At 71.2% G+C, this 23,131-nt stretch carries 19 protein-coding genes; 2 read left to right on the top strand and 17 right to left on the bottom strand.

Annotated features, from left to right (window positions below):
• Positions 1 to 180 precede the first annotated feature (180 nt).
• Positions 181 to 786 (bottom strand): dienelactone hydrolase family protein, encoded by a 606-nt coding sequence (locus ACZ4U4_RS30265; protein ID WP_467880952.1) that lies wholly within the window; start codon positions 784 to 786, stop codon positions 181 to 183.
• Between the two features lie 170 nt (positions 787 to 956).
• Between ACZ4U4_RS30265 and ACZ4U4_RS30260 the strand changes: the two genes are divergently transcribed.
• Complete coding sequence (locus tag ACZ4U4_RS30260; RefSeq protein WP_467880955.1) at positions 957 to 2,039, top strand: mechanosensitive ion channel family protein; 1,083 nt, start codon at positions 957 to 959, stop codon at positions 2,037 to 2,039.
• A gap of 43 nt (positions 2,040 to 2,082) precedes the next feature.
• Here the strand turns inward: ACZ4U4_RS30260 and ACZ4U4_RS30255 are convergent, their stop codons facing one another.
• The 4 genes from ACZ4U4_RS30255 to ACZ4U4_RS30240 all read right to left on the bottom strand — a co-directional run bounded on the left by ACZ4U4_RS30255 (position 2,083) and on the right by ACZ4U4_RS30240 (position 6,462).
• Positions 2,083 to 3,690: a Na+/H+ antiporter gene (locus ACZ4U4_RS30255; RefSeq protein ID WP_467880949.1), complete on the bottom strand. Its 1,608-nt coding sequence runs from the start codon at positions 3,688 to 3,690 to the stop codon at positions 2,083 to 2,085.
• A gap of 114 nt (positions 3,691 to 3,804) precedes the next feature.
• Positions 3,805 to 4,746, bottom strand: a complete 942-nt coding sequence (locus tag ACZ4U4_RS30250; protein ID WP_467880946.1) for an RluA family pseudouridine synthase — start codon at positions 4,744 to 4,746, stop codon at positions 3,805 to 3,807.
• Between the two features lie 78 nt (positions 4,747 to 4,824).
• On the bottom strand, positions 4,825 to 5,427 hold the full coding sequence (lspA, locus tag ACZ4U4_RS30245) for a signal peptidase II (protein WP_467880943.1): 603 nt from the start codon (positions 5,425 to 5,427) through the stop codon (positions 4,825 to 4,827).
• 219 nt (positions 5,428 to 5,646) lie between these two features.
• Entirely contained in the window at positions 5,647 to 6,462 is an 816-nt protein-coding gene (locus ACZ4U4_RS30240; RefSeq protein ID WP_467880940.1) for a TraR/DksA family transcriptional regulator, read from the bottom strand.
• 514 nt (positions 6,463 to 6,976) lie between these two features.
• Here ACZ4U4_RS30240 and ileS point away from each other — a divergent pair.
• Complete coding sequence (gene ileS / locus ACZ4U4_RS30235) at positions 6,977 to 10,132, top strand: isoleucine--tRNA ligase (protein ID WP_467880937.1); 3,156 nt, start codon at positions 6,977 to 6,979, stop codon at positions 10,130 to 10,132.
• Between the two features lie 361 nt (positions 10,133 to 10,493).
• Here ileS and ACZ4U4_RS30230 read toward each other — a convergent pair whose 3' ends face one another.
• The 12 genes from ACZ4U4_RS30230 to ACZ4U4_RS30175 all read right to left on the bottom strand — a co-directional run bounded on the left by ACZ4U4_RS30230 (position 10,494) and on the right by ACZ4U4_RS30175 (position 23,096).
• The gene (locus ACZ4U4_RS30230) at positions 10,494 to 11,603 is read right to left on the bottom strand and encodes a DivIVA domain-containing protein (protein ID WP_467880934.1); all 1,110 of its coding nucleotides are present in this window, start codon (positions 11,601 to 11,603) and stop codon (positions 10,494 to 10,496) included.
• 49 nt (positions 11,604 to 11,652) lie between these two features.
• Positions 11,653 to 11,946 carry a YggT family protein gene (locus tag ACZ4U4_RS30225; protein ID WP_405741102.1) on the bottom strand — a complete coding sequence of 98 codons (294 nt, stop codon included), beginning with the start codon at positions 11,944 to 11,946 and terminating at the stop codon, positions 11,653 to 11,655.
• A gap of 68 nt (positions 11,947 to 12,014) precedes the next feature.
• Complete coding sequence (locus ACZ4U4_RS30220; RefSeq protein ID WP_467880930.1) at positions 12,015 to 12,635, bottom strand: cell division protein SepF; 621 nt, start codon at positions 12,633 to 12,635, stop codon at positions 12,015 to 12,017.
• A gap of 124 nt (positions 12,636 to 12,759) precedes the next feature.
• Positions 12,760 to 13,479 (bottom strand): YggS family pyridoxal phosphate-dependent enzyme, encoded by a 720-nt coding sequence (locus ACZ4U4_RS30215; RefSeq protein WP_467880927.1) that lies wholly within the window; start codon positions 13,477 to 13,479, stop codon positions 12,760 to 12,762.
• A complete protein-coding gene (gene pgeF, locus ACZ4U4_RS30210; RefSeq protein ID WP_467880924.1) occupies positions 13,476 to 14,213 on the bottom strand; it encodes a peptidoglycan editing factor PgeF in 738 nt (245 codons plus the stop codon). The genes ACZ4U4_RS30215 and pgeF overlap by 4 nt, the downstream gene beginning before the upstream one ends.
• Positions 14,214 to 14,226: 13 nt before the next feature.
• Complete coding sequence (gene ftsZ / locus ACZ4U4_RS30205; RefSeq protein WP_467880922.1) at positions 14,227 to 15,453, bottom strand: cell division protein FtsZ; 1,227 nt, start codon at positions 15,451 to 15,453, stop codon at positions 14,227 to 14,229.
• Between the two features lie 283 nt (positions 15,454 to 15,736).
• Positions 15,737 to 16,561: a cell division protein FtsQ/DivIB gene (locus ACZ4U4_RS30200; RefSeq protein WP_467880919.1), complete on the bottom strand. Its 825-nt coding sequence runs from the start codon at positions 16,559 to 16,561 to the stop codon at positions 15,737 to 15,739.
• A 21-nt stretch (positions 16,562 to 16,582) separates the two neighbouring features.
• On the bottom strand, positions 16,583 to 17,674 hold the full coding sequence (gene murG / locus ACZ4U4_RS30195) for an undecaprenyldiphospho-muramoylpentapeptide beta-N-acetylglucosaminyltransferase (protein ID WP_467880918.1): 1,092 nt from the start codon (positions 17,672 to 17,674) through the stop codon (positions 16,583 to 16,585).
• A gap of 6 nt (positions 17,675 to 17,680) precedes the next feature.
• Entirely contained in the window at positions 17,681 to 19,042 is a 1,362-nt protein-coding gene (gene ftsW / locus ACZ4U4_RS30190; protein WP_467880915.1) for a putative lipid II flippase FtsW, read from the bottom strand.
• A gap of 54 nt (positions 19,043 to 19,096) precedes the next feature.
• The gene (murD, locus tag ACZ4U4_RS30185) at positions 19,097 to 20,542 is read right to left on the bottom strand and encodes a UDP-N-acetylmuramoyl-L-alanine--D-glutamate ligase (RefSeq protein ID WP_467880912.1); all 1,446 of its coding nucleotides are present in this window, start codon (positions 20,540 to 20,542) and stop codon (positions 19,097 to 19,099) included.
• Positions 20,539 to 21,603, bottom strand: a complete 1,065-nt coding sequence (gene mraY, locus ACZ4U4_RS30180; RefSeq protein WP_030281734.1) for a phospho-N-acetylmuramoyl-pentapeptide-transferase — start codon at positions 21,601 to 21,603, stop codon at positions 20,539 to 20,541. The genes murD and mraY overlap by 4 nt, the downstream gene beginning before the upstream one ends.
• Before the next feature lie 5 nt (positions 21,604 to 21,608).
• The gene (locus ACZ4U4_RS30175; RefSeq protein ID WP_467880908.1) at positions 21,609 to 23,096 is read right to left on the bottom strand and encodes a UDP-N-acetylmuramoyl-tripeptide--D-alanyl-D-alanine ligase; all 1,488 of its coding nucleotides are present in this window, start codon (positions 23,094 to 23,096) and stop codon (positions 21,609 to 21,611) included.
• Positions 23,097 to 23,131 lie beyond the last annotated feature (35 nt).

Below are 23,131 nucleotides of genomic sequence, written 5' to 3'. Positions count from 1 at the left end.
AAAAGTGGGCCACGGCGACAACAACAGGCTGGGTTCCCTCCCAGGGGGCGGGTGGGCACCCATGGGGGGGGGGGGGGAGGGGGGGGGGGGGGGGGGGGTCGGGGGGGGGGGGGGGGGGGGCCCCCCCCCCCCCCCCCAAGGCCGCGCGCCCGCCCCGGGCGCGTCTTCCGGCCTCTCTCCTCAGAGCGTCTCCAGGAAACCGAGCGCCGTCCGCCAGGCGCTCTCCGCCGACTCCTCGTCGTGGTCGGGCAGGTCCGGGTCGGTGAAGAGGTGGCCGGCGCCCGGGTAGCGGTAAATCTCGACGTCGGCGCCGGCCCGCTGCATCTGGAGGTACCACGCGGTCAGCCAGTCATGCGGCTCGAACGGGTCCGGGTCCGCGACGTGCAGCTGGACCGGCAGGTCGTCGGCGGTGGCGTCCTCGGCGATGTCCGAGGTGCCGTGCATCAGCAGCAGCCCGCGGGCCTTCTCGTCGGCGAGCGCCAGATTCTGCGCCACCGCGCCGCCGAAGGAGAAACCGGCGTAGACCAGACCGCGGTCGGAGTACGGCGCCGCCGCCGTGACCGCGCGCCGCAGCAGCGTCTCCTTGCCGATCTCCTCCTTGATCTCCATGCCGTCACCCACCGAGTCCGCGGTTCGTCCCTCGAACAGATCGGGGACGATCACCTCATGGCCCGCGGCCCGCAGCCGGTCGGCGGCCGCATGGACCGCAGGGCGCAGCCCGCACACCGAGTGGAACAGCACAATCGTCGAGGAACCGCTGGTGGCGGGCTCGGTGGTGAGCGGCACGTACATCACTTCCCTGTCGTCGGACGGCAGCCTCCCATCCTGCCAGGCCGAGTCGCGGCCCCCGTCACAGCCGCCCCGCGCCGGGTGCCGTACCGTGCCCTGATGCCGTACGCCGACCACCGGGGTACGGCGGACGGGCACCCGAGCCGAGGAGGAATCGCGACGTGTCCCTGGAGGACGTCCTGCGCCCGCTGAGCGTCATCGGCGGTTCGGTCGTCGTCACGGCCGTCCTGGGCTGGCTCGCCGACCGCGTCCTGCGCCGGATCGACGCCGCCCACCCGGAGACCCCGCTGTGGAACGCGCTGCGGCGCTGCCGGATACCGCTGCAGGTGCTGCTCTGCGCGGCGCTGCTGCGCGGGTCGTACAACGCGACCGGCCTCGACCTGGTGCGCGACCACCGCGTGGGCATCGGCCGGACGCTGACCCTGGTGCTGATCGCGGCCTCCGCGTGGCTGACGGTGCGCGCCGCGGCGGCCATCGTCCAGTCGTCGTACTCGCGCTACGCCGCCAATGCGCACGACGCGGCGCGGGTGCGGCGGGTGCGGACGCAGATCACGCTGATCCAGCGGGTGGTCACCGCGATCGTGATCATCGTGGCGGCCGCGGCGATGCTGCTGACCTTCCCGGCGATGCGGGCGGTCGGCACCTCCGTCCTGGCCTCGGCCGGACTGCTGGGCATCGTCGCCGGTGTCGCCGCCCAGTCGACGCTGGGCAATCTCTTCGCCGGGCTGCAGATCGCCTTCGGCGACATGGTGCGCATCGGTGACACGGTCGTGGTCAACGGTGAGATGGGCACGGTCGAGGAGATCACCCTGACGTACCTGACCGTGCGGACCTGGGACGAGCGGCGGATCACCATGCCGGTGTCGTACTTCACCGGCACCCCGTTCGAGAACTGGTCGCGCGGCGGCGCCCAGCTGACCGGCACGGTCTTCCTCCACCTCGACCACTCGGCGCCGCTGGAGAAGATGCGCGAGCAGCTGCACGAGATCCTCCAGGAGTGCCCGGAGTGGGACGGCCGCGCCTGGAGCCTGCTGGTGACGGACACGACGCCGTCGACGCTGGTGGTCCGTGCGCTGGTCACCGCGCGCGACGCGGACGCGCTGTGGCAGGTGCGCTGCCGGGTCCGCGAACGGCTGGTCGCCTGGCTGGCGGCCGAGCACCCCTACGCACTGCCGAGGATCACCACCACGGCGGCGCCCGACGGCCGTCCGCCGGCGCCGGTCCGCCAGCGCACCCGCGAGGAGCGCTGACCGCGCGGGGCCCGGCCCGTTCCCGGACCGGGCCCCGCGGGGATCAGTCGTGGACCTCCGGCGTACCGCGCAGGCTGCGCATGTCGAGCTGGCGCAGCACCCGGTCGACGATCTCCGGGTCCGCGCCCGGCTCGTTGCGGGCGGCGAGCACCTCGTGGCGGGCGGCGGAGAGCATCTCGTTCTGGATGCGCTGCACCTTCTTCATCCGGGTGATGCGCTTCTCGAAGTGCTCGCGCCGGTCGTCGTCGACGATGTCCGGCGAGATCCGCGCCCCGATGTCGTACGCGCGGCGGGCCAGCTGCTCGTTGACCTCCTCGGGCAGCTCCTCGACCTCCAGGATCTCCTTGAGGCGGTGCTTGGACGCCTTGATGACGCGGAGCGCCAGCGCCCGCTCCTGCTCCTCCTCGGCCTCCGTGTCGGCCTTCACCCGCAGCTTGCGCACCAGCCACGGCAGCGTGAGGCCCTGCACGATGAGGGTGGTGAGGACCACCGCGAAGGCGATGAAGAGGATCTCCTCGCGCGCCGGGAAGTCCCCGCCGTCGTCGACGGTGTACGGAATGGCCAGCGCCAGCGCGACCGACGCCACCCCGCGCATACCCGACCACCACATGATGATCGTCTCCCGCCACGACATCGGGATGTCCTCGTCGATGTCGCGCCGCTTGTGCATCCGCTTGGCCAGCCAGGCCGCGGGAAGCAGCCACACCAGCCGGACGACGACCACCACGGCGACGACGGCGGCACCGGCCCGCAGCAGTTCGGTCCAGTGACCGGAGGCGGCGCCGACGACGTTGTGCAGCTCCAGGCCGATCAGCCCGAAGGCGACACCGGTGACGAGGGTGTCGACGATCTCCCAGAAGGTGTAGCCGGCCAGCCGGCCCATCACGTCGTCGGCGTCGACCGCGTACTCGGCGAGGAAGAGTGCGCAGGTCAGCACAGCCAGCACACCGGAGCCGTGGAACTCCTCGGCGACGACGTAGCCGACGAACGGGACCAGCAGCGTCAGGCCGATCTGCAGCGTCGGGTCGCCGAGTATGCCCATCAGCTTGTTGGCGACCCAGCCGATGACCAGGCCGACGGCGACGGCGACGACGGCGGAGAGCACCAGGGAGCTGACGGCGCCCGGTGCGGAGAAGGTGCCGCTGACGGCCGCGGCGAGGGCGACGTGGTAGAGGACGATCGCGGTGACGTCGTTGAAGAGGCCCTCGCCCTCCAGGATGGAGACCATACGGCGGGGCAGCCCCAGCTTGCCGGCGACCGCGGTCGCGGCGACCGGGTCGGGCGGGGCGACGAGCGCGCCGAGCACCACGGCGGCGGCCAGCGGCATCCCCGGCACGACGGCCTGCGCGACCGCCGCGACCGCCGCGGTGGTGGCGAAGACCAGCGCGACGGCGAGCAGGAAGATCGGGCGGATGTTCGCCGTGAACTGGCGCCAGGAGGTGCGCTGGACCGCCGCGTAGAGCAGCGGCGGGAGCACCAGCGGAAGGATGTACTCGGGCGGGATGTCGACGTTCGGGACGAACGGCAGGAGCGCGAGGACACCGCCGGCGAGGGTCATCAGCACCGGCGAGGGCAGGCCCAGCCGGTCACCGAGGGGGACCGTGACCACCGCCCCCAGGAGAAGCACGAACAGCAGGGCGAGCTGGTCCACGGGGTTACGCTCCGGGGTCGGGATCAATCACTTTTCGCCCCAAGCCTGCCATGCCCGGACAGAAAGCGGATGATCACATTCCACCGCTGACCGGGCCCGGCACCCGTCGGACCGTCAGGAACTCTCGTCCCGCACGGTGTCCAGCGCCCGCTGGAGATCCTCGGGATAGGCGCTCTCGAATTCGACCCGGCGGCCGTCCGAGGGGTGCTCGAACCCGAGCCGCATCGCGTGCAGCCACTGCCGGGTCAGCCCCAGCCGCTTGGCCATCGTCGGGTCCGCGCCGTACGTCAGGTCGCCGACGCAGGGGTGGCGGTGGGCGGACATGTGCACCCGGATCTGGTGGGTGCGGCCGGTCTCCAGCTTGATGTCGAGGAGGCTGGCGGCGCGGTACGCCTCGATGAGGTCGTAGTGGGTGACCGACGGCTTGCCCTCGGCGGTCACCGCCCACTTGTAGTCGTGCTGCGGGTGACGGCCGATGGGGGCGTCGATGGTGCCGCTCATCGGGTCCGGGTGGCCCTGCACCAGCGCGTGGTAGCGCTTGTCGACCGTCCGCTCCCGGAACTGCTGCTTGAGCAGGGTGTAGGCGCGCTCGGACTTGGCGACGACCATCAGGCCGGAGGTGCCGACGTCCAGGCGGTGCACGATGCCCTGGCGCTCGGCGGCGCCGGAGGTGGAGATGCGGTAGCCGGCGGCGGCCAGCCCGCCGATGACGGTGGTGCCGGTCCAGCCGGGGCTCGGGTGCGCGGCGACGCCGACGGGCTTGACGATCACCACGATGTCGTCGTCGTCATGGACGATCTCCATGCCCTCGACGGGCTCGGCGACGATCTCGGCCGGCGCCGCCGCCTGCGGCATCTCGACCTCCAGCCAGGCGCCGCCGTGCACCCGCTCGGACTTCATCACCTCGGAGCCGTCGACCCGGACCTTGCCGGCGGCCGCCAGCTCGGCGGCCTTCGTACGGGAGAAGCCGAACATGCGGGCCAGCGCGGCGTCGACGCGCTCGCCCTCCAGGCCGTCCGGTACGGGCAGGGTGCGGATATCGGGAAGCGTGCTCACCCCACGAGTATGGCAGTCCGACCGGGGTGGCCCGCCCGGCGGCCGGGGGCGGGCGCCGAGGCCCCTTCCGCAGGGGGTTCAGTCCTTGTGGACCGTGCCGTCCGGGTCCAGGCCGCGGAAGGAGAGGATCACGATCAGGATGCCGCCGCAGACGATCGCGGAGTCGGCGAGGTTGAAGACCGCGAAGTGCGCCGGGGCGATGAAGTCGACCACCGCACCCTCGAAGACGCCCGGCGAGCGGAAGAGCCGGTCGGTGAGGTTGCCGAAGGCGCCGCCGAGCAGCAGGCCCAGCGCGATGGCCCAGGGCAGGCTGTAGAGCTTGCGCGCGATCCGGAAGATCACCACGATCACCGCCACCGCGATGATGGTGAGGAAGATCGTCAGCGCCTCCCCCATGCTGAACGCCGCCCCGCGGTTACGGATCACCGTGAGCTGCAGCAGCGTCCCGATGACCTCGACCGGCGCATGGTGCTCCAGCTTCGCGACCACCAGCAGCTTGCTGCCCAGGTCCAGCAGGTAGGCGACGAGCGCGACCAGCAGCAGGGCCGGGATGCGCCGCTTGCCGCGGCTCTCGGCCTGCTCCGGCTCCGCCGGACGTCCCCCCTCCGAACCCGCGTCGGACTCCGTCCCGGAACCCGATCCGGATTCCGGTGTACCGGTGATGCGTTCCGCCTCTGCCACTGTGTGCGTCCCTCAGCCCGTAGCGTCCCCGCCAGGCCACGCCTGGCTGAGGAACGAGGGTACGACACACACCTGGACCGGCGCCGGGGCCGGGGGCATCGGGCGACAGCCCTGCGCGGGACGGGACGGACGGGGGCCGGGCGGCCGGTACGGGCAAGGGCCCCGGCCCCGCTCGCGCACCGCGAGGGACGGCGCCGGGGCCGCCCGGCCCGCGCCCCGTCAGCCCCGCCGCTCCTGTTTCTGCTTGCACTCCACACAGAGGGTGGCCCGGGGGAACGCCTGCATCCGGGCCTTGCCGATCGGGTTGCCGCAGTTCTCGCAGAGGCCGTACGTGCCCGCGTCCAGGCGGCCCAGCGCGCGTTCGGTCTGGAGCAGCATCTCGCGGGCGTTGGAGGCCAGCGCCAGCTCGTGCTCGCGGGTGATGTTCTTGGTGCCGGTGTCCGCCTCGTCGTCGCCCGCACCGTCCCCGGAGTCGCGCATCAGCCCCGCGATGGCGTCCTCGGAGGCGGCGATCTCGGCCCGCAGCCGCACCGCCTCGCCCAGCAGCCCGGTCCGCGCCTCGTCGACCTCCTCCGGTGTCCAGGGCTCCTCGCCCGGCCGGACGGCCAGGTCGTCGGGGGCGGCCACGAGTGCCGTGGGTACCGCCGGTTCCGTGCCGTGCGCCGCGGCCGCGGTCTTCTTCGCCACCACCGTCTTGGCTCCCGTCTTTTTCGCCGTCGCCTTCGCGGCGGTCGCCTTCTTCGCCGGGGCCTTGGCCGCGGCCGTCTTCCGCGCCGTGCTCTTACCGGCCGCCGCCTTCCGGGCAGGGGCCTTCGCGACCGCGGTCTTCTTGGCCACCGCCTTCTTGGCGGGGGCCTTCTTCGCCGCGGTCTTCTTCGCCGTGCTCTTCCTCGCCGCGGCCTTCTTGGCCGGGGCCTGCTTCTCCGGGGTGCCCGAAACGGGCGCACCGGCCTCCTGGGGAGCGGCGGTACGTGCCGTACCGGGCTCCTCGGCGGGTGCCGTGCTCTTCTTCGCGGCGGACTTCTTCGCCACCATGGCCGCGACCCCTTCACATATGTGATTTAGTTCGCGAATCGTGACGGGAACGATAAATCGCCACACGAGCCGCGGCAATGGGACGCACCGCCCGTACCCCCGCTCCGCCCCGCTCCCACCCCGCCGCCGCCCGGTGCGCCAAGGGGCCCGGCCGCCCGCCCGCCCCGGCCGCGTTCGGGTGGCCCCCGCGGCCGGGGCCACCGGAAATCCGGTCGGTCACCGTTCCGGTCGCCCCGTACACTGGGCGCAGCGACAGGCGTCGATGGGACGAGTAGCGTCGTAGGCAGCCAGCAGCGATCCGGGGACGGTGGGAGCCCGGAGGCGTGCGCGACGTGAAGATCACCCCGGAGCCGCCGGAAGAAAGCCCGCGCAGTGCCGTGGGTGAGTAGAACCGGCAGCGCGACCCCAATGAGGGGGCGGTGGCAGGGCCACCGCCAAGGAGGGTGGTACCGCGGGAGCAGCGCTCTCGTCCCTCCGGACGGAGAACGCAGCAGGTGTCCGCCGGAGGAACCCGATGAGTGAGCAGCCGCAGTACCGCCAGGTGCCCGCGCAGGTCGACCTACCCGCCCTTGAGCACGCCGTGCTCGATTTCTGGCAGGAACAGAAGGTCTTCGCCCGCACCCTCCAGCAGTCCGAGGGCCGGCCCGAATGGGTCTTCTACGAGGGCCCGCCGACCGCCAACGGCATGCCCGGCGCCCACCACATCGAGGCCCGCGTCTTCAAAGACGTCTTCCCCCGCTTCCGCACGATGCAGGGCTACCACGTCGACCGCAAGGCCGGCTGGGACTGCCACGGCCTCCCCGTCGAGCTGGCGGTCGAGAAGGAGCTGGGCTTCAACGGCAAGAAGGACATCGAGGCGTACGGCATCGCCGAGTTCAACGCCAAGTGCCGTGAGTCGGTGACCCGGCACACCGACGCCTTCGCCGAGCTGACGACCCGCATGGGGTACTGGACCGACCTCGACGCCCCGTACCGCACCATGGACCCCGACTACATCGAGTCGGTGTGGTGGTCGCTGAAGGAGATCTTCTCCAAGGGCCTGCTGGTCGAGGACCACCGCGTCGCCCCCTGGTGCCCCCGCTGCGGCACCGGCCTGTCCGACCACGAGCTGGCGCAGGGCTACGAAACGGTCGTCGACCCGTCCGTCTACGTCCGGCTGCCGCTGACCTCCGGCCCGCTCGCCGGCGAGGCCGCACTCCTGATCTGGACGACCACGCCCTGGACGCTGGTCTCCAACACCGCGGTCGCCGCCCACCCGGACGTCACCTACGTCGTCGCCACCGACGGCTCGGAGAAGCTGGTCGTCGCCGAGCCGCTGCTGGAGAAGGCGCTCGGCGAGGGCTGGACCGCCACCGGCCAGTCGTTCACCGGCCGCGAGATGGAGCGCTGGGCCTACCAGCGCCCGTTCGACCTCGTCGATCTCGAAGGCGCCAACTTCGTCGTCAACGCCGAGTACGTCACCACCGAGGACGGCACCGGCCTCGTCCACCAGGCCCCCGCCTTCGGTGAGGACGACCTCAAGGTCTGCAAGAGCTACGGCCTGCCGGTGGTGAACCCGGTCCGCCCCGACGGCACCTTCGCCGAGGAGCTGCCGCTCGTCGGCGGCGAGTTCTTCAAGAAGGCCGACGAGGCGCTCGTCGCCGACCTCGACGCCCGCGGCCTGCTCTTCCGTCACCTCGCCTACGAGCACAGCTACCCGCACTGCTGGCGCTGCCACACCGCGCTGCTCTACTACGCGCAGCCCTCCTGGTACATCCGCACCACCGCCGTCAAGGACGCCCTGCTCCGCGAGAACGAGAACACCAACTGGTTCCCGGACTCCGTCAAGCACGGCCGGTTCGGCGACTGGCTGCAGAACAACATCGACTGGGCGCTGAGCCGCAACCGCTACTGGGGCACCCCGCTGCCCATCTGGCGCTGCGAGGAGGGCCACCTCACCTGCGTCGGCTCGCTCGCCGAGCTGACCGAGCTGACCGGCGCCGACCAGTCGGGCCTGGACCCGCACCGCCCGTTCATCGACGCCGTCACCTTCGGCTGCACCCACGAGGGCTGCACGCTGACCGCCACCCGCGTCCCCGAGGTCATCGACGCCTGGTACGACTCGGGCTCGATGCCGTTCGCGCAGTGGGGCTACCCGTACCGCAACAAGGAGCTCTTCGAGAAGCGGTACCCGGCGCAGTTCATCTCCGAGGCCATCGACCAGACCCGCGGCTGGTTCTACACGCTGATGGCCGTCGGCACCCTCGTCTTCGACAAGTCGTCGTACGAGAACGTCGTCTGCCTGGGCCACATCCTCGCCGAGGACGGCCGGAAGATGTCCAAGCACCTGGGCAACATCCTCCAGCCGATCCCGCTGATGGACCAGCACGGCGCCGACGCGGTCCGCTGGTTCATGGCGGCCGGCGGCTCGCCCTGGTCCGCCCGCCGGGTGGGCCACACCACCATCCAGGAAGTCGTCCGCAAGACCCTGCTGACGTACTGGAACACCGTCGCCTTCCAGGCGCTCTACGCCCGCACCTCGAACTGGGCGCCCTCCGCCGCCGACCCGGCCCCGGCCGAGCGCCCGCTGCTCGACCGCTGGCTGCTCGGCGAGCTGAACACCCTCGTCGAGGGCGTCACCGAGGCGCTGGAGGCGTACGACACCCAGCGCGCCGGCAAGCTGCTGTCGTCCTTCGTCGACGACCTCTCCAACTGGTACGTGCGCCGCTCCCGCCGCCGCTTCTGGCAGGGCGACCCGGCCGCGCTGCGCACCCTGCACGAGGTGGTCGAGACGGTGACGCGGCTGATGGCGCCGGTGACGCCGTTCATCACCGAGCGGGTCTGGCAGGACCTCGTCGTGCCGGTCACCCCGCAGGCGCCGGACTCCGTGCACCTGGCGTCGTGGCCGCTGGCCGACCCGGGGCTGATCGACCCGGAGCTGTCCACGCAGATGCAGCTGGTGCGCCGGCTGGTCGAGCTGGGCCGGGCCACCCGCGCCGAGTCCGGGGTGAAGACGCGTCAGCCGCTGTCCCGCGCACTGGTCGCGGCGCACGGCTTCGCCGCTCTCTCCGACGACCTGCGCGCGCAGATCGCCGAGGAGCTGAACGTCACCTCGCTCGCCGCCCTCTCCGACATGGGCGGTTCGCTGGTCGACACCTCCGCCAAGGCCAACTTCCGCGCGCTGGGCAAGCGGTTCGGCAAGGGCGTCCAGGCGGTCGCCAAGGCCGTCGCCGCCGCCGACGCCGCGGCGCTCTCGCTGGCGCTGCGCGACGGTGAGGCCACGGTCGAGGTCGACGGCGAGACCGTCACCCTCACCCCGGACGAGGTGATCATCACCGAGACCCCGCGCGAGGGCTGGTCGGTGGCGTCCGACGCCGGTGCGACCGTCGCCCTGGATCTGGAGATCACCCCGGAGCTGCGCCGCGCCGGTCTGGCCCGTGACGCGATCCGGCTCATCCAGGAGGCGCGCAAGAACAGCGGTCTGGACGTCTCCGACCGGATCGCCCTGCGCTGGGAGTCCGCCGACGAGGAGCTGCGCACGGCCCTGGCCGAGCACGCCACCCTGATCGCCGACGAGGTGCTGGCCACCGCCTTCACCGCCGAGCAGGAAGCGGCCGACGACGCCGCCACCTACGGCGAGCTGTTCACGGACGAGCCCCTGGGCCTCTCCTTCCGCCTCCGCAAGGCGTAACCCTCCGGCGGCACCGCCCGCCGTACGCCACCGGGCCCCCGGCACACCGCGCGTGTGCCGGGGGCCCGGCGCATTTCCCGTCCGGCAGGGCTGGACCCGCCGGTGCGATTTCCGGCCCGGCGAGCCCGTGACCGGTGCGATTTCCCGCCCGGCGTCGCCGCGCCACCCCGGGCCACCGCCCCCCGAAAGAGCGCCGCACGAACGGGGGACGGCAGACAGCCACCGGCTGACGGCGCCTCGGCCGAGCGGTGTTCAGGGGGCTTCAGGGCCACGCAAAAGGGCCGGGCCCCGGGGGAACATCTCCCTCGGGGCCCGGCCCTGATTGCCGAACGTGTAGTGCGACGCGGCGCGCCGGTCTACGTCAGTTGTCGTCCTCGTCGATGAGGAAGCCGCGCATCGGCGACGGCGCCTGCCCCATCGGCTGCGGGCTCTGCGGCCGGACCGGAGCCATCGGCTGCGTCATCGCGGGCGCCATCTGCTGCTGGCCGCCGTAGGACGGGCCGTTGCCGGAGCCGCCGCTGTGGCTGCCCATCGACTGACCGCCACCCATGGTGTGGTTGCCACCGCCCATGGAGCCCGCACCGGCCGACGCCATCGAGGGCGACGGCGGCAGCGACGCGGTCGCCGGGGTCCGCGGCGGGGCCAGCGAGTCGTCCGCCTGGTTCTCCAGCTGACGCAGCTGGCTCTCCAGGTACGACTTCAGGCGGGTGCGGTACTCGCGCTCGAAGCCGCGCAGGTCCTCGACCTTGCGCTCCAGCGTGGCGCGGGCGGACTCCAGCGAGCCCATCGCGACGCGGTGCTTCTCCTGCGCGTCCCGCTCCAGCGCGTCGGCCTTGGCACGGGCGTCCCGCTCCAGGCCCTCGGCGCGCGAACGCGCCTCGCCGACAATCTTGTTGGCCTCGGAACGGGCCTCCGCGATCGCCTGGTCAGCGGTCTGCTGCGCCAGCGACAGCACGCGTGCCGCGCTGTCACCGCCGGGACCGCCCTGCTGCTGCCCACCCTGGGGCAGCTGCTGCTGCGGACCGCCGGGGCCGCCCATCGGGCCGCCACCCATCGGACCGCCGGGGCCCATCGGGCCGGGGCCGTGCGGACCGGACTGCGGGCCGTGTCCACCGGGACCTGCGGGCAGCTGGGGTGCGCCACCGGGAAGCTGGGGAGGGCCACCCATCCCCGGCTGCTGCGGCTGCACCGGCTGCGGACCCGATATGGCGGCGGGCACCGGTGCCCCTCCGCGCTGCTGCTGCTCCTGCTGCTGGTCGGGTCCCTTACGGAGACCCTGCTGCTGGTTCTGGGCGGCGGCTCGCGTGGCGGCGGCCAGCTTCGCGCGCAGATCCTCGTTCTCCCGCAGCAGACGGGTCAGTTCAGCTTCCACCTCGTCGAGGAAGGCATCGACCTCGTCCTCGTCATAGCCTTCTCGGAGGCGGACGGTTGTGAACTGCTTGTTCCGCACGTCCTCGGGGGTCAACGGCATCTCTACTTCACCTCAACGTAGTCGTCGGCAATCGGCAAGACCGTATCGTTCACACCAACAACACCGACCTCACGACGGTGATCAGGATGTATACGATGATCATCAATACGAAGAAGGACAGGTCAAGCGCCACGCCCCCGAGACGCAGCGGCGGGATGACCCGCCGCAGAAGCTTGAGTGGCGGATCAGTGATGGTGTAAGCGGCTTCGAGAATGACGACCATTGCCTTGCCGGGTTGCCATGAACGGGCGAACTGGAACACGTAGTCCATCACCAGCCGGAAGATCAACACGATCAGGAAGCAGTACAGCGCGATGTAGATCACCTGCCCAAAGACACTCATCTTCGCGCGTCCCTCTCCCCTGATCCCTCGTGTCGGCCTCGCGGCCTCGGTGTGCCCGGTGTTGCGTCTCAGCTCTGGTTGAAGAACCCACCCTCTGCGATACGGGCCTTGTCCTCCGCCGTGACATCGACGTTAGCAGGCGACAACAGGAACACCTTCTGCGTCACGCGCTCGATGCTGCCGTGCAGACCGAAGACTAGCCCGGCGGCAAAGTCGACAAGTCGCTTCGCGTCGGTGTCGTCCATCTCCGTGAGATTCATGATCACCGGAGTGCCCTCACGGAAGTGTTCCCCGATGGTACGGGCTTCGTTGTAGGTCCGGGGGTGCAGTGTGGTGATGCGGTAAGGCTCCCGCTCGGACACAACTTTGGGCATGATCACCGGTGCGTTCTTCTCCAGATTCGGACGGTCGGGTGTGATGGATGCCACGGGGGCGATTCGGGCGGGTCGTCCGTTTTCCACGGGCAGCGGAGTGGGCTCACGCTGCGCGGGCGGCTGAACGGATCTGACCGGCTCCTCCCGCTCCGGGCGTGTCTCCGGCTGCACTTGCTGCTGTTGCCGCCGTCCGCGGTCGGGCTCCGGGTCGAGCTCGGGCTCGAATTCGTCATCGGGGTCGAACCCCCGGCCGTCGTACCCATCGTCCTCCACGAGGCCGAGGTAGACCGCCATCTTGCGCATCGCGCCGGCCATTCTCTGCGTCCTCCGCTCTGTGGTGGATCGGCTCCGTCACCGGGCGCCCTGGATCCACTGGGCCTGTCCCATTTCTTACGGGAATGACCATATTTTGTGCTGTGGTCCGACTTGCTTGGCGACGTTACCCGAGGCGTGGACGGACTCCGAGTACCGCAGTGCCGACGCGCACATGTGTCGCTCCGGCCGCCACGGCGTCCTCCAAGTCCGCGCTCATGCCTGCCGACACCATGGTGGCAGCAGGATAAGCGGCGCGCAGGTCGGTTGAGATTTCCATGAGCCGCTCGAAAGCGGCCCGTTGGCGCCCGGCGTACGGCCCCGCCAGCGGTGCGACCGTCATCACACCGTCCAGGCGCAGCCCTTGGGCGCCGTCGACCGCCGCGGCCAGCGCCGCGACGCCGTCCGGCGCCACCCCGCCACGGTCGCCCCGCTCCCCCGCCTCGGCGTCGAGCGCCACCTGGATCAGGCACCCCATCTCCCGCTCCGCGCGCACCGCTTCCCTCGAGAGCGCGGTGACCAGACGGGCGCGGTCGACGGACTGGACGAGCCCGGCGTACCCGGCGACCGATCGGACCTTGTTGGTCTGCAATTGACCAACAAAATGCCAAGTCAGTGGCAGATCGGCACATTCGGCGGCTTTGGGTGCCGCGTCCTGATCGCGATTCTCCGCCACCTGACGCACACCCAGCTCGGCGAGGAGCCGTACATCGCTCGCCGGGTAGGTCTTGGTGACCACGATCAGCGTGACCTCGTCCCGCCGGCGCCCGGCGGCGTCGCAGGCGGCGGTGATGCGCTCCTCGACCCGCGCCAGATTGGCGGCAAGTTCCGTCTTCCGGTCCGTCACAACGCGCCGTCCAGCCATACGTAGCTCGCGAGCCGCCCGGTGGTGCGGTCGCGCCGATAGGAGAAGTGGTCCGCCGATTCCATGGTGCAGATGTGGGAATCTTCACGGGCCGGTACGCCGGCGGCGGCGAGTTGGGCCGCGACGCCCGCGGTGACGTCCACCGCCGGAGTGCCCCACGAGGTGGTGGCCCATGCCTCGGGCACCACGGCCGCGACCTCGTCCCGCATCGCGGCGGGCACTTCGTAGCAGCGGCCGCACACGGACGGTCCGGTGTGGGCGACGATCCGGTCGGGGCGGGCGCCCAGTCCGGTCATGGCGCGGACCGTTTCGGGCACCACACCGGCCACCATCCCGGGCCGTCCCGCGTGTGCGGCGCCCACGACCCCGGCGACCGGGTCGGCGAGGAGTACGGGGGTGCAGTCGGCGGTGAGCACCGCGAGGGCCAGGCCCCGACGGGTGGTCACCACCGCGTCCACGCACGGGACGTCGCCGTCACGCCACGGTCCGTCGACCACGGCGACGTCCTTGCCGTGCACCTGGTTCATCCAGACGACGGAGTCCGGGGCGAGGCCCAGCTCCCGGGCCGCGCGGGCGCGGTTCTCGTGGACGGCCGCGGGGTCGTCGCCGACCGCGCCGCCGAGATTGAGCTGATCGTACGGAACGGCGCTCACCCCGCCCCACCTGTCGGTGAAGGCGAAGTGCGCGCCGCTCGCGTACCGCTGGTGCCCTATCACTGCTGTGCTTCGGCTACTTCAGGAAGTCCGGGACGTCCAGCTCCTCGGCCGCGGTGTCCGAGTACGGGCGGGCCGGGGGCACCTGCGGGGTGGTGGGCTGCGACGACAGGACGTCACTGAACGAGGACGGCTCGGCCGGAGCCGGCTCCTCGTCCCGCGCCGGGACCGCGCCGAGGCCGCCGAAGGACGACGAACGCGGCTCGGGCGGGGTGACCGGACGGCTCGGGGCCGGGGCCGGCTCCTCGCGCTTGGTCGAGGAGGAGCCGATGACCGTGTCGCGGCGGGCCGGCGGCTGACCGCCGTCGAAGCCCGCGGCGATGACGGTGACGCGCACCTCGTCGCCGAGCGCGTCGTCGATGACCGCGCCGAAGATGATGTTCGCCTCGGGGTGGGCCGCCTCGCTGACCAGCTGCGCGGCCTCGTTGATCTCGAAGAGACCGAGGTCCGAGCCACCGGAGATGGAGAGCAGCACGCCGCGGGCGCCGTCGATGGACGCCTCCAGGAGCGGCGAGGAGATCGCCATCTCCGCGGCGGCCACCGCGCGGTCGTCGCCGCGCGCCGAGCCGATGCCCATGAGCGCCGAACCGGCCTCCGACATCACGGACTTGACGTCGGCGAAGTCGAGGTTGATCAGGCCGGGCGTGGTGATCAGGTCGGTGATGCCCTGGACACCGGAGAGCAGCACCTGGTCGGCCGACTTGAACGCGTCCAACACGCTCACCTGGCGGTCCGAGATGGACAGCAGGCGGTCGTTGGGGATGACGATGAGGGTGTCGACCTCTTCACGGAGGCTGGCGATGCCGTCCTCGGCCTGGTTGGCCCGCCGACGGCCCTCGAAGGTGAACGGCCGGGTGACCACACCGATCGTCAGGGCGCCCAGCGAACGGGCGATGTTGGCGACGACCGGGGCGCCGCCGGTGCCGGTGCCGCCGCCCTCGCCCGCGGTCACGAAGACCATGTCGGCCCCCTTGAGGACCTCCTCGATCTCCTCGCGGTGGTCCTCGGCCGCCTTGCGGCCGACGTCCGGGTTGGCGCCGGCGCCGAGTCCGCGAGTCATTTCGCGGCCGACGTCGAGCTTGACGTCGGCGTCGCTCATCAGCAACGCCTGCGCATCGGTGTTGATCGCGATGAACTCGACGCCCTTGAGCCCGACCTCGATCATCCGGTTGATGGCGTTCACGCCACCGCCGCCGATGCCGACGACCTTGATGACTGCGAGGTAGTTCTGCGGTGCTGCCACGTCGAAGGCCTCTCGCCTCGAGTTACGTGTCGCCGCCTCACATTCCTTGTGGACGCCGACTGATGCCGATGGGACGGTCCGTTTCGCCGACCCGAACCCTAACGTTGAAGTTTAGGGTTACTTGTATCCGTGTTCCTTGGAAGCAAAGTCCCTTTGGAACGAGACACTAAGTCGACAAGTGGCGCACGTTCAACGAACACGCCGAACCTCCCGTTTTTCTTTTCACCCTATGTGATCACCCGCGGTGATAGCCATCCAGGGTGCTGGCCTGCGAGAACGGCCGTCAACTCCCGGACACCGCAGGCGCACTGGGAACGGACACATCGAAGTGGTGTGCGTCACGCGCGGCTTTGAGAAGAGCGGTCAGTACCGCTGCCTTCCGGTGACCGTGTTCACCGCTCCCCCACACCACCGTGCGCTTCCCCGTCAGTTCGAGCGTGATCGCATCGTACGACGTCACGCGCAGGGTTTTGACCTGATTGTGAATGCTTTTGGGAAGATCTGACGCCACCTCGACCGCGGCCCGGCGCAGCCGTGCGGGGCCGAAACGGTCCAGGCTCGGGGCCTTGTCCGCCACCAGCTGAAGTGCGGGAACGCCCTTGGGCGGCGCGGGCACGGTCGCGAAACGGACACCTTCGGCGTCGACTTCGACGTACTTGCCGCCCTCCGGCATGACCAGTTCCGGCTCCCTCTCGGTCACCTTCAGGGCGATCGTGTGCGGCCAGGAACGGACCACGTCCACGGACTTGATCCGGGGCAGCCGGTGGCGCAGCCGGGCGGCGATGGCGTCGGTGCCGACCGATGCGAGGGGGGTGTGCAGCGGAACCTCGGCCGCCTCGACGACCTCGCGGGAGGTCAGCACCCGGGTGCCGGACGTCTTGACGCCCGTCACCCGCAGCCAGTCCGAGCCGTAGAGGGCCCAGATGCCGAAGCCGCCGAGGAGGAGCACCAGGATCGAAGTGATGATCAGACCGCGGCGTCCGGGACGGCGGAAGCGGAAGGGGAGGCGTGGCCACAAGCGCCGTCCGGCGCGGGCCGGTTCGGCGGGGGCCCGGCCGGATGCCGGCGCCCCCTTTCTGCCACTGCGGGTGGCGGTCGGTCCGGCCACGCTCCCCCTGCCTTTCGTCGTCTAGCTGTTCCGCTGGGCAATCGCCTCGTACACCATGCCGACGAGGAGTTCATCGGCGTCCCGGCGGCCGAACTCGGCGGCCGCGCGGGACATCTCGAACAGCCGGTGCGGGTCGGCGAGGACCGGCAGGACCGTGGACTGCACCCACTCCGGGGTCAGCTGGGCGTCGTCGACGAGGAGTCCGCCGCCGGCGTTGACCACCGGCTGGGCGTTGAGCCGCTGTTCGCCGTTGCCGATCGGCAGCGGGACGTAGGCGGCGGGGAGCCCGACGGCGGAGAGTTCGGCGACGGTCATCGCACCCGCGCGGCAGAGCATCATGTCGGCCGCGGCGTAGGCGAGGTCCATCCGGTCCACGTACGGTACCGGGACATAGGGGGGCATGCCCGGCATGTTGTCGACATGCGGCAGTTCGTTCTTCGGGCCGACCGCGTGCAGGACCTGGATACCGGAGCGCTGGAGCGCCGGGACCGCGGCCTGGATGACCTCGTTGAGGCGGCGCGCGCCCTGGGAACCGCCGGAGACCAGCAGCGTCGGGAGGTTGGGGTCGAGCCCGAACGCCGCGCGCGCCTCGGGGCGGACCGCCGCCCGGTCGAGGGTGGCGATGGTGCGGCGCAGCGGGATGCCGACGTAGCGGGCACCGCGCAGCTTGCTCTCCGGGGTGGAGACCGCGACGTACTTGGCGTACCGGGAGCCGATCTTGTTGGCCAGACCGGGGCGGGCGTTGGCCTCGTGGACGACGATCGGCACGCCCAGACGCTTGGCGGCGAGGTAGCCGGGCAGCGCGACATAGCCGCCGAAGCCGACGACGCAGTCCGCCTTCGTCCGTTCCAGGATCTGCTCGGCCGCCTTGATGGTGCCGCGCAGCCGCCCGGGGACGGTGATGAGTTCGGGGGTGGGCTTACGGGGCAGCGGCACGGCCGGGATCAGTCCCAGTTCGTAGCCGCGCTCCGGGACGAGCCGGGTCTCCAGACCGCGTTCCGTGCCGAGTGCCGTGATCCCCACGGTCGGGTCCTGCCTCCGCAGTGCGTCCGCGAGGGCGAGCGCGGGCTCGATGTGGCCGGCGGTCCCCCCACCGGCGAGTACGACATGCACCGAAATTCACCGCTCTCCGGACGGTCGCCTCGTGACGCGCCGTCTCATCGTCTTCCATCTCACCCCGACCGATTTCCTTCCGGAACCCGGTCGCCGCGTGGCCTGTGCGGCCAGTGCCGCCCGTGCCGCGGGCTCGTCACGCGCGAAGGCGATCAGCAGCCCGACGGCGAACATCGACGGCAGCAGGGCGGAGCCTCCGTAGGAGAACAGCGGGAGCGGGACGCCGGCGATCGGCAACAGGCCGAGCACCGCACCGATGTTGACCATGGTCTGGGCCATGATCCAGGTGGTCACACCTCCCGCGGCGTACCTCACGAAGGGGTCCTCCGTGCGTCCGGCCACGCGGATACCCGCATAGCCTAGAGCCGCGAACAGGGCGAGTACCGACAGCGTCCCCGCCAGTCCCAGTTCCTCCCCGGTGATGGCGAAGATGAAGTCGGTGTGCGGTTCAGGGAGTTCACCCCATTTTTCCATACTCGCGCCGAGCCCGGAACCGAAGAGTCCGCCGGAGGCCAGCGCGTAGATGCCGTGCACCGCCTGCCAGCACTGGTCACTGGGCCCCGGATCGGTCGCGCCGAGGCAGGCGAGACGGGACATCCGGTTGGCGCTGGTCTTGATCAGCAGGGCGCCGATGACCGCCGCGACGCCCAGCACCCCGGCGAACAGCCGGGTCGGGGCGCCCGCCAGCCACAGCAGTCCGAAGAGGATCGCCGTGAGAATGATCGCGGTACCCATGTCGCCGCCGAGCATGATCAGCCCGAGCAGCAGGAAGGCCACCGGGATCAGCGGCACCAGCAGATGCTTCCACTGCGCCAGCAGCTTCTTCTCCTGCTTACGGGCGAGCAGATCGGCGCCCCACAGGACGAGCGCCAGCTTCCCGAACTCGCTCGGCTGCATCTGGAAGGCGCCGCCGAGGTTGATCCAGTTCTGGTTGCCGTTGACCGCGACCCCGATCCCCGGCACCTGCACCAGGCACATCGCGAACACCGAGACGGCCAGCAGCGGATAGGCGAACGCCCGGTGCAGCCGCACCGGCAGCCGGGCGGCGAGGAGGAGGAGCACCCCGCCGATGACCGCGGCCATCAGCTGTTTGCGGAAGAAGAAGCTCGGTGCGAGACCGGACTGCAGCGCCTTGATCTGCGAGGCCGAGTAGACCATCACCAGACCGAGGACGATCAGCAGCATGCTGCCGCCGAGGATCAGGTAGTACGCCGTCAGCGGACGGTCCCACGCCCGCCGGAGACGGGTGTGCAACCGTCGCGGGGCGCTGCCGGTCGGGCGGCCGCCGCGCGGCTTCCGCGGGGTCCGCGGCGCACTCACGGTGCGCCGCGGACGCGGTGGCGCCGCCTTCGCCGATCGGGCCGTCATCTCGTCCCCTCCACAGTGCGGGCCGCAGATCCCCGACGGGAGCGGGACGAGCGGCTACCGGCCAGATGCGCTCAGGTCGCGCACCGCGTCGGCGAAGGCGTCGCCGCGCTTGTTGTAGTTCGTGAACATGTCCATCGAGGCGCAGGCCGGGGCCAGGAGCACCGTGTCGCCGGGCTCGGCGAGGGCGGCCGCCTCGCGGACCGCCGCGGACATCGCCCCAGTGTCGGTCCGGTCGAGGTCGACCACCGGGACATCGGGGGCGTGTCGCGCCAGAGCTTCGCTGATCAGCGCACGGTCGGCGCCGATCAGCACCGCTCCGCGCAGCCTCCCCGCGGCCCCGCGCACCAGCTCGTCGAAGGTGGCTCCCTTGGCGAGCCCCCCGGCGATCCAGACGATGGGTTCATACGCGGCCAACGACGCCTCGGCCGCGTGGGTGTTGGTCGCCTTGGAATCGTCGATGTACGCCACACCGGCGACATCCGCGACGTGCTGGATGCGGTGGGCGTCCGGGTGGAACGCCCGCAGCCCCTCGCGGACCGCCGCGGGCCGCACACCGTACGCCCGGGCCAGCGCCGCCGCCGCGAGGGCGTTGGCGATGTTGTGCGGGGCCGGCGGCGTGACATCCGCGACCTCGGCCAGTTCCTGGGCCTGCTTCTGGCGGTTCTCGACGAAGGCGCGGTCGACGAGGATGCCGTCGACGACGCCGAGCTGCGAGGGGCCGGGGGTGCCGAGGGTGAAGCCGATCGCCCGGCAGCCCTCCTCGACGTCGGCCTCGCGGACCAGGTCCTCGGTCGCCTTGTCGGCCACGTTGTAGACGCAGGCGACGGTGTTGCCCTCGAAGATCCGGCCCTTGTCGGCGGCGTACGCCTCCATGGAGCCGTGCCAGTCGAGGTGGTCGGGGGCGAGGTTGAGGACCGCCCCGGAGTGGGCCCGTACGGACGGGGCCCAGTGCAGCTGGTAGCTGGAGAGCTCCACGGCGAGGACGTCGTAGCGCTCGGTGTCCTGGGCGAGGACCAGGTCGATGATCGGGGTGCCGATGTTGCCGGCGACCGTGGCGCGCAGGCCCTCGGCCTCCAGGATCGCGGCGAGCATCCGCACGGTGGTGGTCTTGCCGTTGGTGCCGGTGACCGCCAGCCAGTCGGCGGCGTCCGGGCCGCGCAGCCGCCAGGCGATCTCGACATCGCCGACGACGTCCACCCCGGCCGCGGCGGCCGCGGTGAACAGCGGGCTGTCCGGCTTCCAGCCGGGCGAGGTGACGACGAGGCCGGTGCCCTCGGGGAGGGTGGCGCCGTCGCCGAGGCGGACGGTCACCGACCCGCCGGCGGCCTCCCGGGCCGCCCACTCCTCAAGCTCCGCGGCGGCGGCCCGCTGCCGCTCGCCGTCGCCGCCGTCGACGACCGTGACATGGGCGCCGCGGCCGGCCAGGGCGCGGGCGGCACTGCTGCCGCTCACGCCCAGACCGGCGACGGTGATGTACGCGCCTGCGAATTCGGCGGTCACTTGGCGGCCTGCCAACCGCCGTAGAAGAGGCCCAGACCGACGATCACGCACATGCCCTGGATGATCCAGAAGCGGACCACGACAAGGACTTCGGACCACCCCTTGAGTTCGAAGTGGTGCTGGAGTGGCGCCATCCGGAAGACCCGCTTGCCGGTCAGGCGGAACGAGCCGACCTGGATGACCACGGACATCGTGATGAGGACGAAGAGACCGCCCAGGACCGCCAGCAGCAGCTCGGTGCGGGAGCAGATCGCGAGACCGGCGAGCGCGCCGCCGAGCGCCAGCGAACCGGTGTCCCCCATGAAGATCTTGGCGGGCGAGGTGTTCCACCACAGGAAGCCGAAGCAGGCACCCATCAGGGCGGAGGCGACGACCGCGAGGTCGAGCGGATCGCGCACCTCGTAGCAGCCGGGGCCCGCGGTGATCGCGTTGGCGCAGGACTCCTGGTGCTGCCAGATGCCGATGAAGGTGTACGCGCCGAAGACCATCACCGAGGCGCCGGTGGCCAGACCGTCGAGGCCGTCGGTGAGGTTCACGCCGTTGGACATCGCCAGGATCATGAACAGGGCCCAGATGACGAAGAGCACCGGGCCGATCTGCCAGCCGAAGTCCTGGGTGAAGGAGAGCCGGTCGGAGGCCGGGGTCGCGCCGCGCAGGTCGGCGAATTGCAGCGAGAGCACCGCGAAGGCGATACCGACGATCAGCTGACCGGCCATCTTCGCCTTGGCCCGCAGCCCCAGCGACCGCTGCTTGACGATCTTGATGTAGTCGTCGAGGAAGCCGACCAGGCCCATGCCCGCGAAGAGGAAGAGGACCAGCACACCGGAGAAGGTCGGGTCGCTGGAGGTGATCACCTTCGTCAGGGCGTACGCGATGATCGTGGCCAGGATGAAGGAGATACCGCCCATGGTGGGCGTGCCCTTCTTGCTGCCGTGGGTACGGGGGCCGTCATCGCGGATGAACTGCCCGTAGCCCTTCTTGGCCAGCAGCTTGATCAGCAGCGGGGTACCGATCAGGGTCAGGAAGAGCCCGATCATTCCGGAGAAGAGGATCTGCTTCATGGAGTTCATCGGGTCGCGGACCCGCTCTCGGCGCCCTGTACGCCCTCGTCCAGCAATGCCGCCGCGACCCGTTCGAGCCCCACCGACCTGGACGCCTTCACCAGCACGACGTCCCCCGGACGCAGCTCGCTGCGCAACAGGTCGACCGCCGCCCGCGCGTCGGACACGTGCACCGACTCCTCACCCCACGAACCCTCGTTGTAAGCGCCCATTTGCAGCCAGGCGGCTTCCCTGCCACCGACCGCCACGAGCTTGCTGACGTTGAGTCGGACGGCCAGGCGTCCGACCGCGTCGTGTTCGGCGAGGGCGTCCTCGCCCAGCTCGGCCATCTCTCCGAGCACCGCCCACGTGCGCCCGCCCCGCGCCTTGCCGGCTTCGCCCATCGCGACCAGCGCTCGCAGCGCCGCTCGCATGGACTCGGGGTTCGCGTTGTAGGCGTCGTTGACGACCGTCACGCCGTCCGCGCGCTCGGTGACCTCCATCCGCCAGCGGGAGAGCGTGCCGGCTTCGGAGAGCGCGGTGGCGATCTCGTCCACGGACATGCCCGACTCGTGGGCGACGGCGGCCGCGGCGAGCGCGTTCGACACGTGGTGCTCACCGTACAGCCGCATGGTCACCTCGCTGCACCCGGAGGGTGTGTGGAGCGTGAAGGCGGGCTGTCCGAGCGCGGTCAGCCGGACGTTCTCGGCACGGATGTCGGCCTCCGGCGCCTCGCCGAAGAGGACCGTACGGGCCTTGGTGCGGTGCACCATCGCGCGGACGTAGGAGTCGTCGGCGTTGAGGATCGCGACGCCGCCCGCCCGTCGCCCGCCACCACCCTCCTGCGGAAGCCCTTCGGGCTCTTCTGCTGCCGCGGAGGGCAGCGCCTCGACCAGTTCGCCCTTTGCCAGCGCAATCTGCTCGCGGCCGCCGAACTCGCCGATGTGCGCGCTGCCGACGTTGAGGACCACACCGATCCGCGGCGGGGTGAGCGCCGCGAGGTAGCGGATGTGGCCGACACCGCGCGCGCCCATCTCCAGGACGAGGTGGCGGGTGCTCTCGTCGGCGCGGAGCGCGGTGAGCGGCAGGCCGATCTCGTTGTTGAGGTTGCCCTCCGGCCAGACCGTCGGGCCGTTGCGCCGCAGCAGCTGGGCGATCAGGTCCTTGGTGCTGGTCTTGCCGGCGGAGCCGGTGAGGGCGACGACGTTGGTGCCCAGCCGGCCGACGACGGCGCGGGCCAGCGCGCCGAGCGCGGCGGTGACGTCGTCGACGACGATCGCCGGGACGCCGACCGGGCGGGCGGCGAGCACGGCCGTCGCACCGGCGGCGACCGCACCGGCGGCGAAGTCGTGACCGTCGGCCCGTTCACCCGCGAAGGCCACGAAGAGGCTGCCGGGGCGTACCTGCCGGGAGTCCTGCACGACCGGGCCGGTGACCTGGAGCTCCAGGTCCGGTATGTCGTGCGGCTGCCCGCCGGTGATGCTCGCGATCTCGGCGAGGGTCAGGGAGATCACAGGTCACCCCCGGCGAGCGGCGGAAGGTACCAGCG

It is taken from the genome of Streptomyces sp. NPDC029159, assembly GCF_055564055.1.
The sequence above is the reverse complement of the archived record's forward strand: the minus strand, read 5'-3'. Positions and strand labels throughout refer to the sequence as shown.

What these genes read in the sequence shown, in the direction of transcription:
- ACZ4U4_RS30220 (WP_467880930.1), bottom strand. Translation starts at nt 12,635, where the DNA reads ATGGCCGGCGCGATGCGCAAGATGGCGGTCTACCTCGGCCTCGTGGAG.
- ftsW (WP_467880915.1), bottom strand. Translation starts at nt 19,042, where the DNA reads ATGACGGCCCGATCGGCGAAGGCGGCGCCACCGCGTCCGCGGCGCACC.
- ACZ4U4_RS30230 (WP_467880934.1), bottom strand. Translation starts at nt 11,603, where the DNA reads ATGCCGTTGACCCCCGAGGACGTGCGGAACAAGCAGTTCACAACCGTC.
- ileS (WP_467880937.1), top strand. Translation starts at nt 6,977, where the DNA reads ATGAGTGAGCAGCCGCAGTACCGCCAGGTGCCCGCGCAGGTCGACCTA.
- mraY (WP_030281734.1), bottom strand. Translation starts at nt 21,603, where the DNA reads ATGAAGCAGATCCTCTTCTCCGGAATGATCGGGCTCTTCCTGACCCTG.
- ACZ4U4_RS30240 (WP_467880940.1), bottom strand. Translation starts at nt 6,462, where the DNA reads ATGGTGGCGAAGAAGTCCGCCGCGAAGAAGAGCACGGCACCCGCCGAG.
- ACZ4U4_RS30225 (WP_405741102.1), bottom strand. Translation starts at nt 11,946, where the DNA reads ATGAGTGTCTTTGGGCAGGTGATCTACATCGCGCTGTACTGCTTCCTG.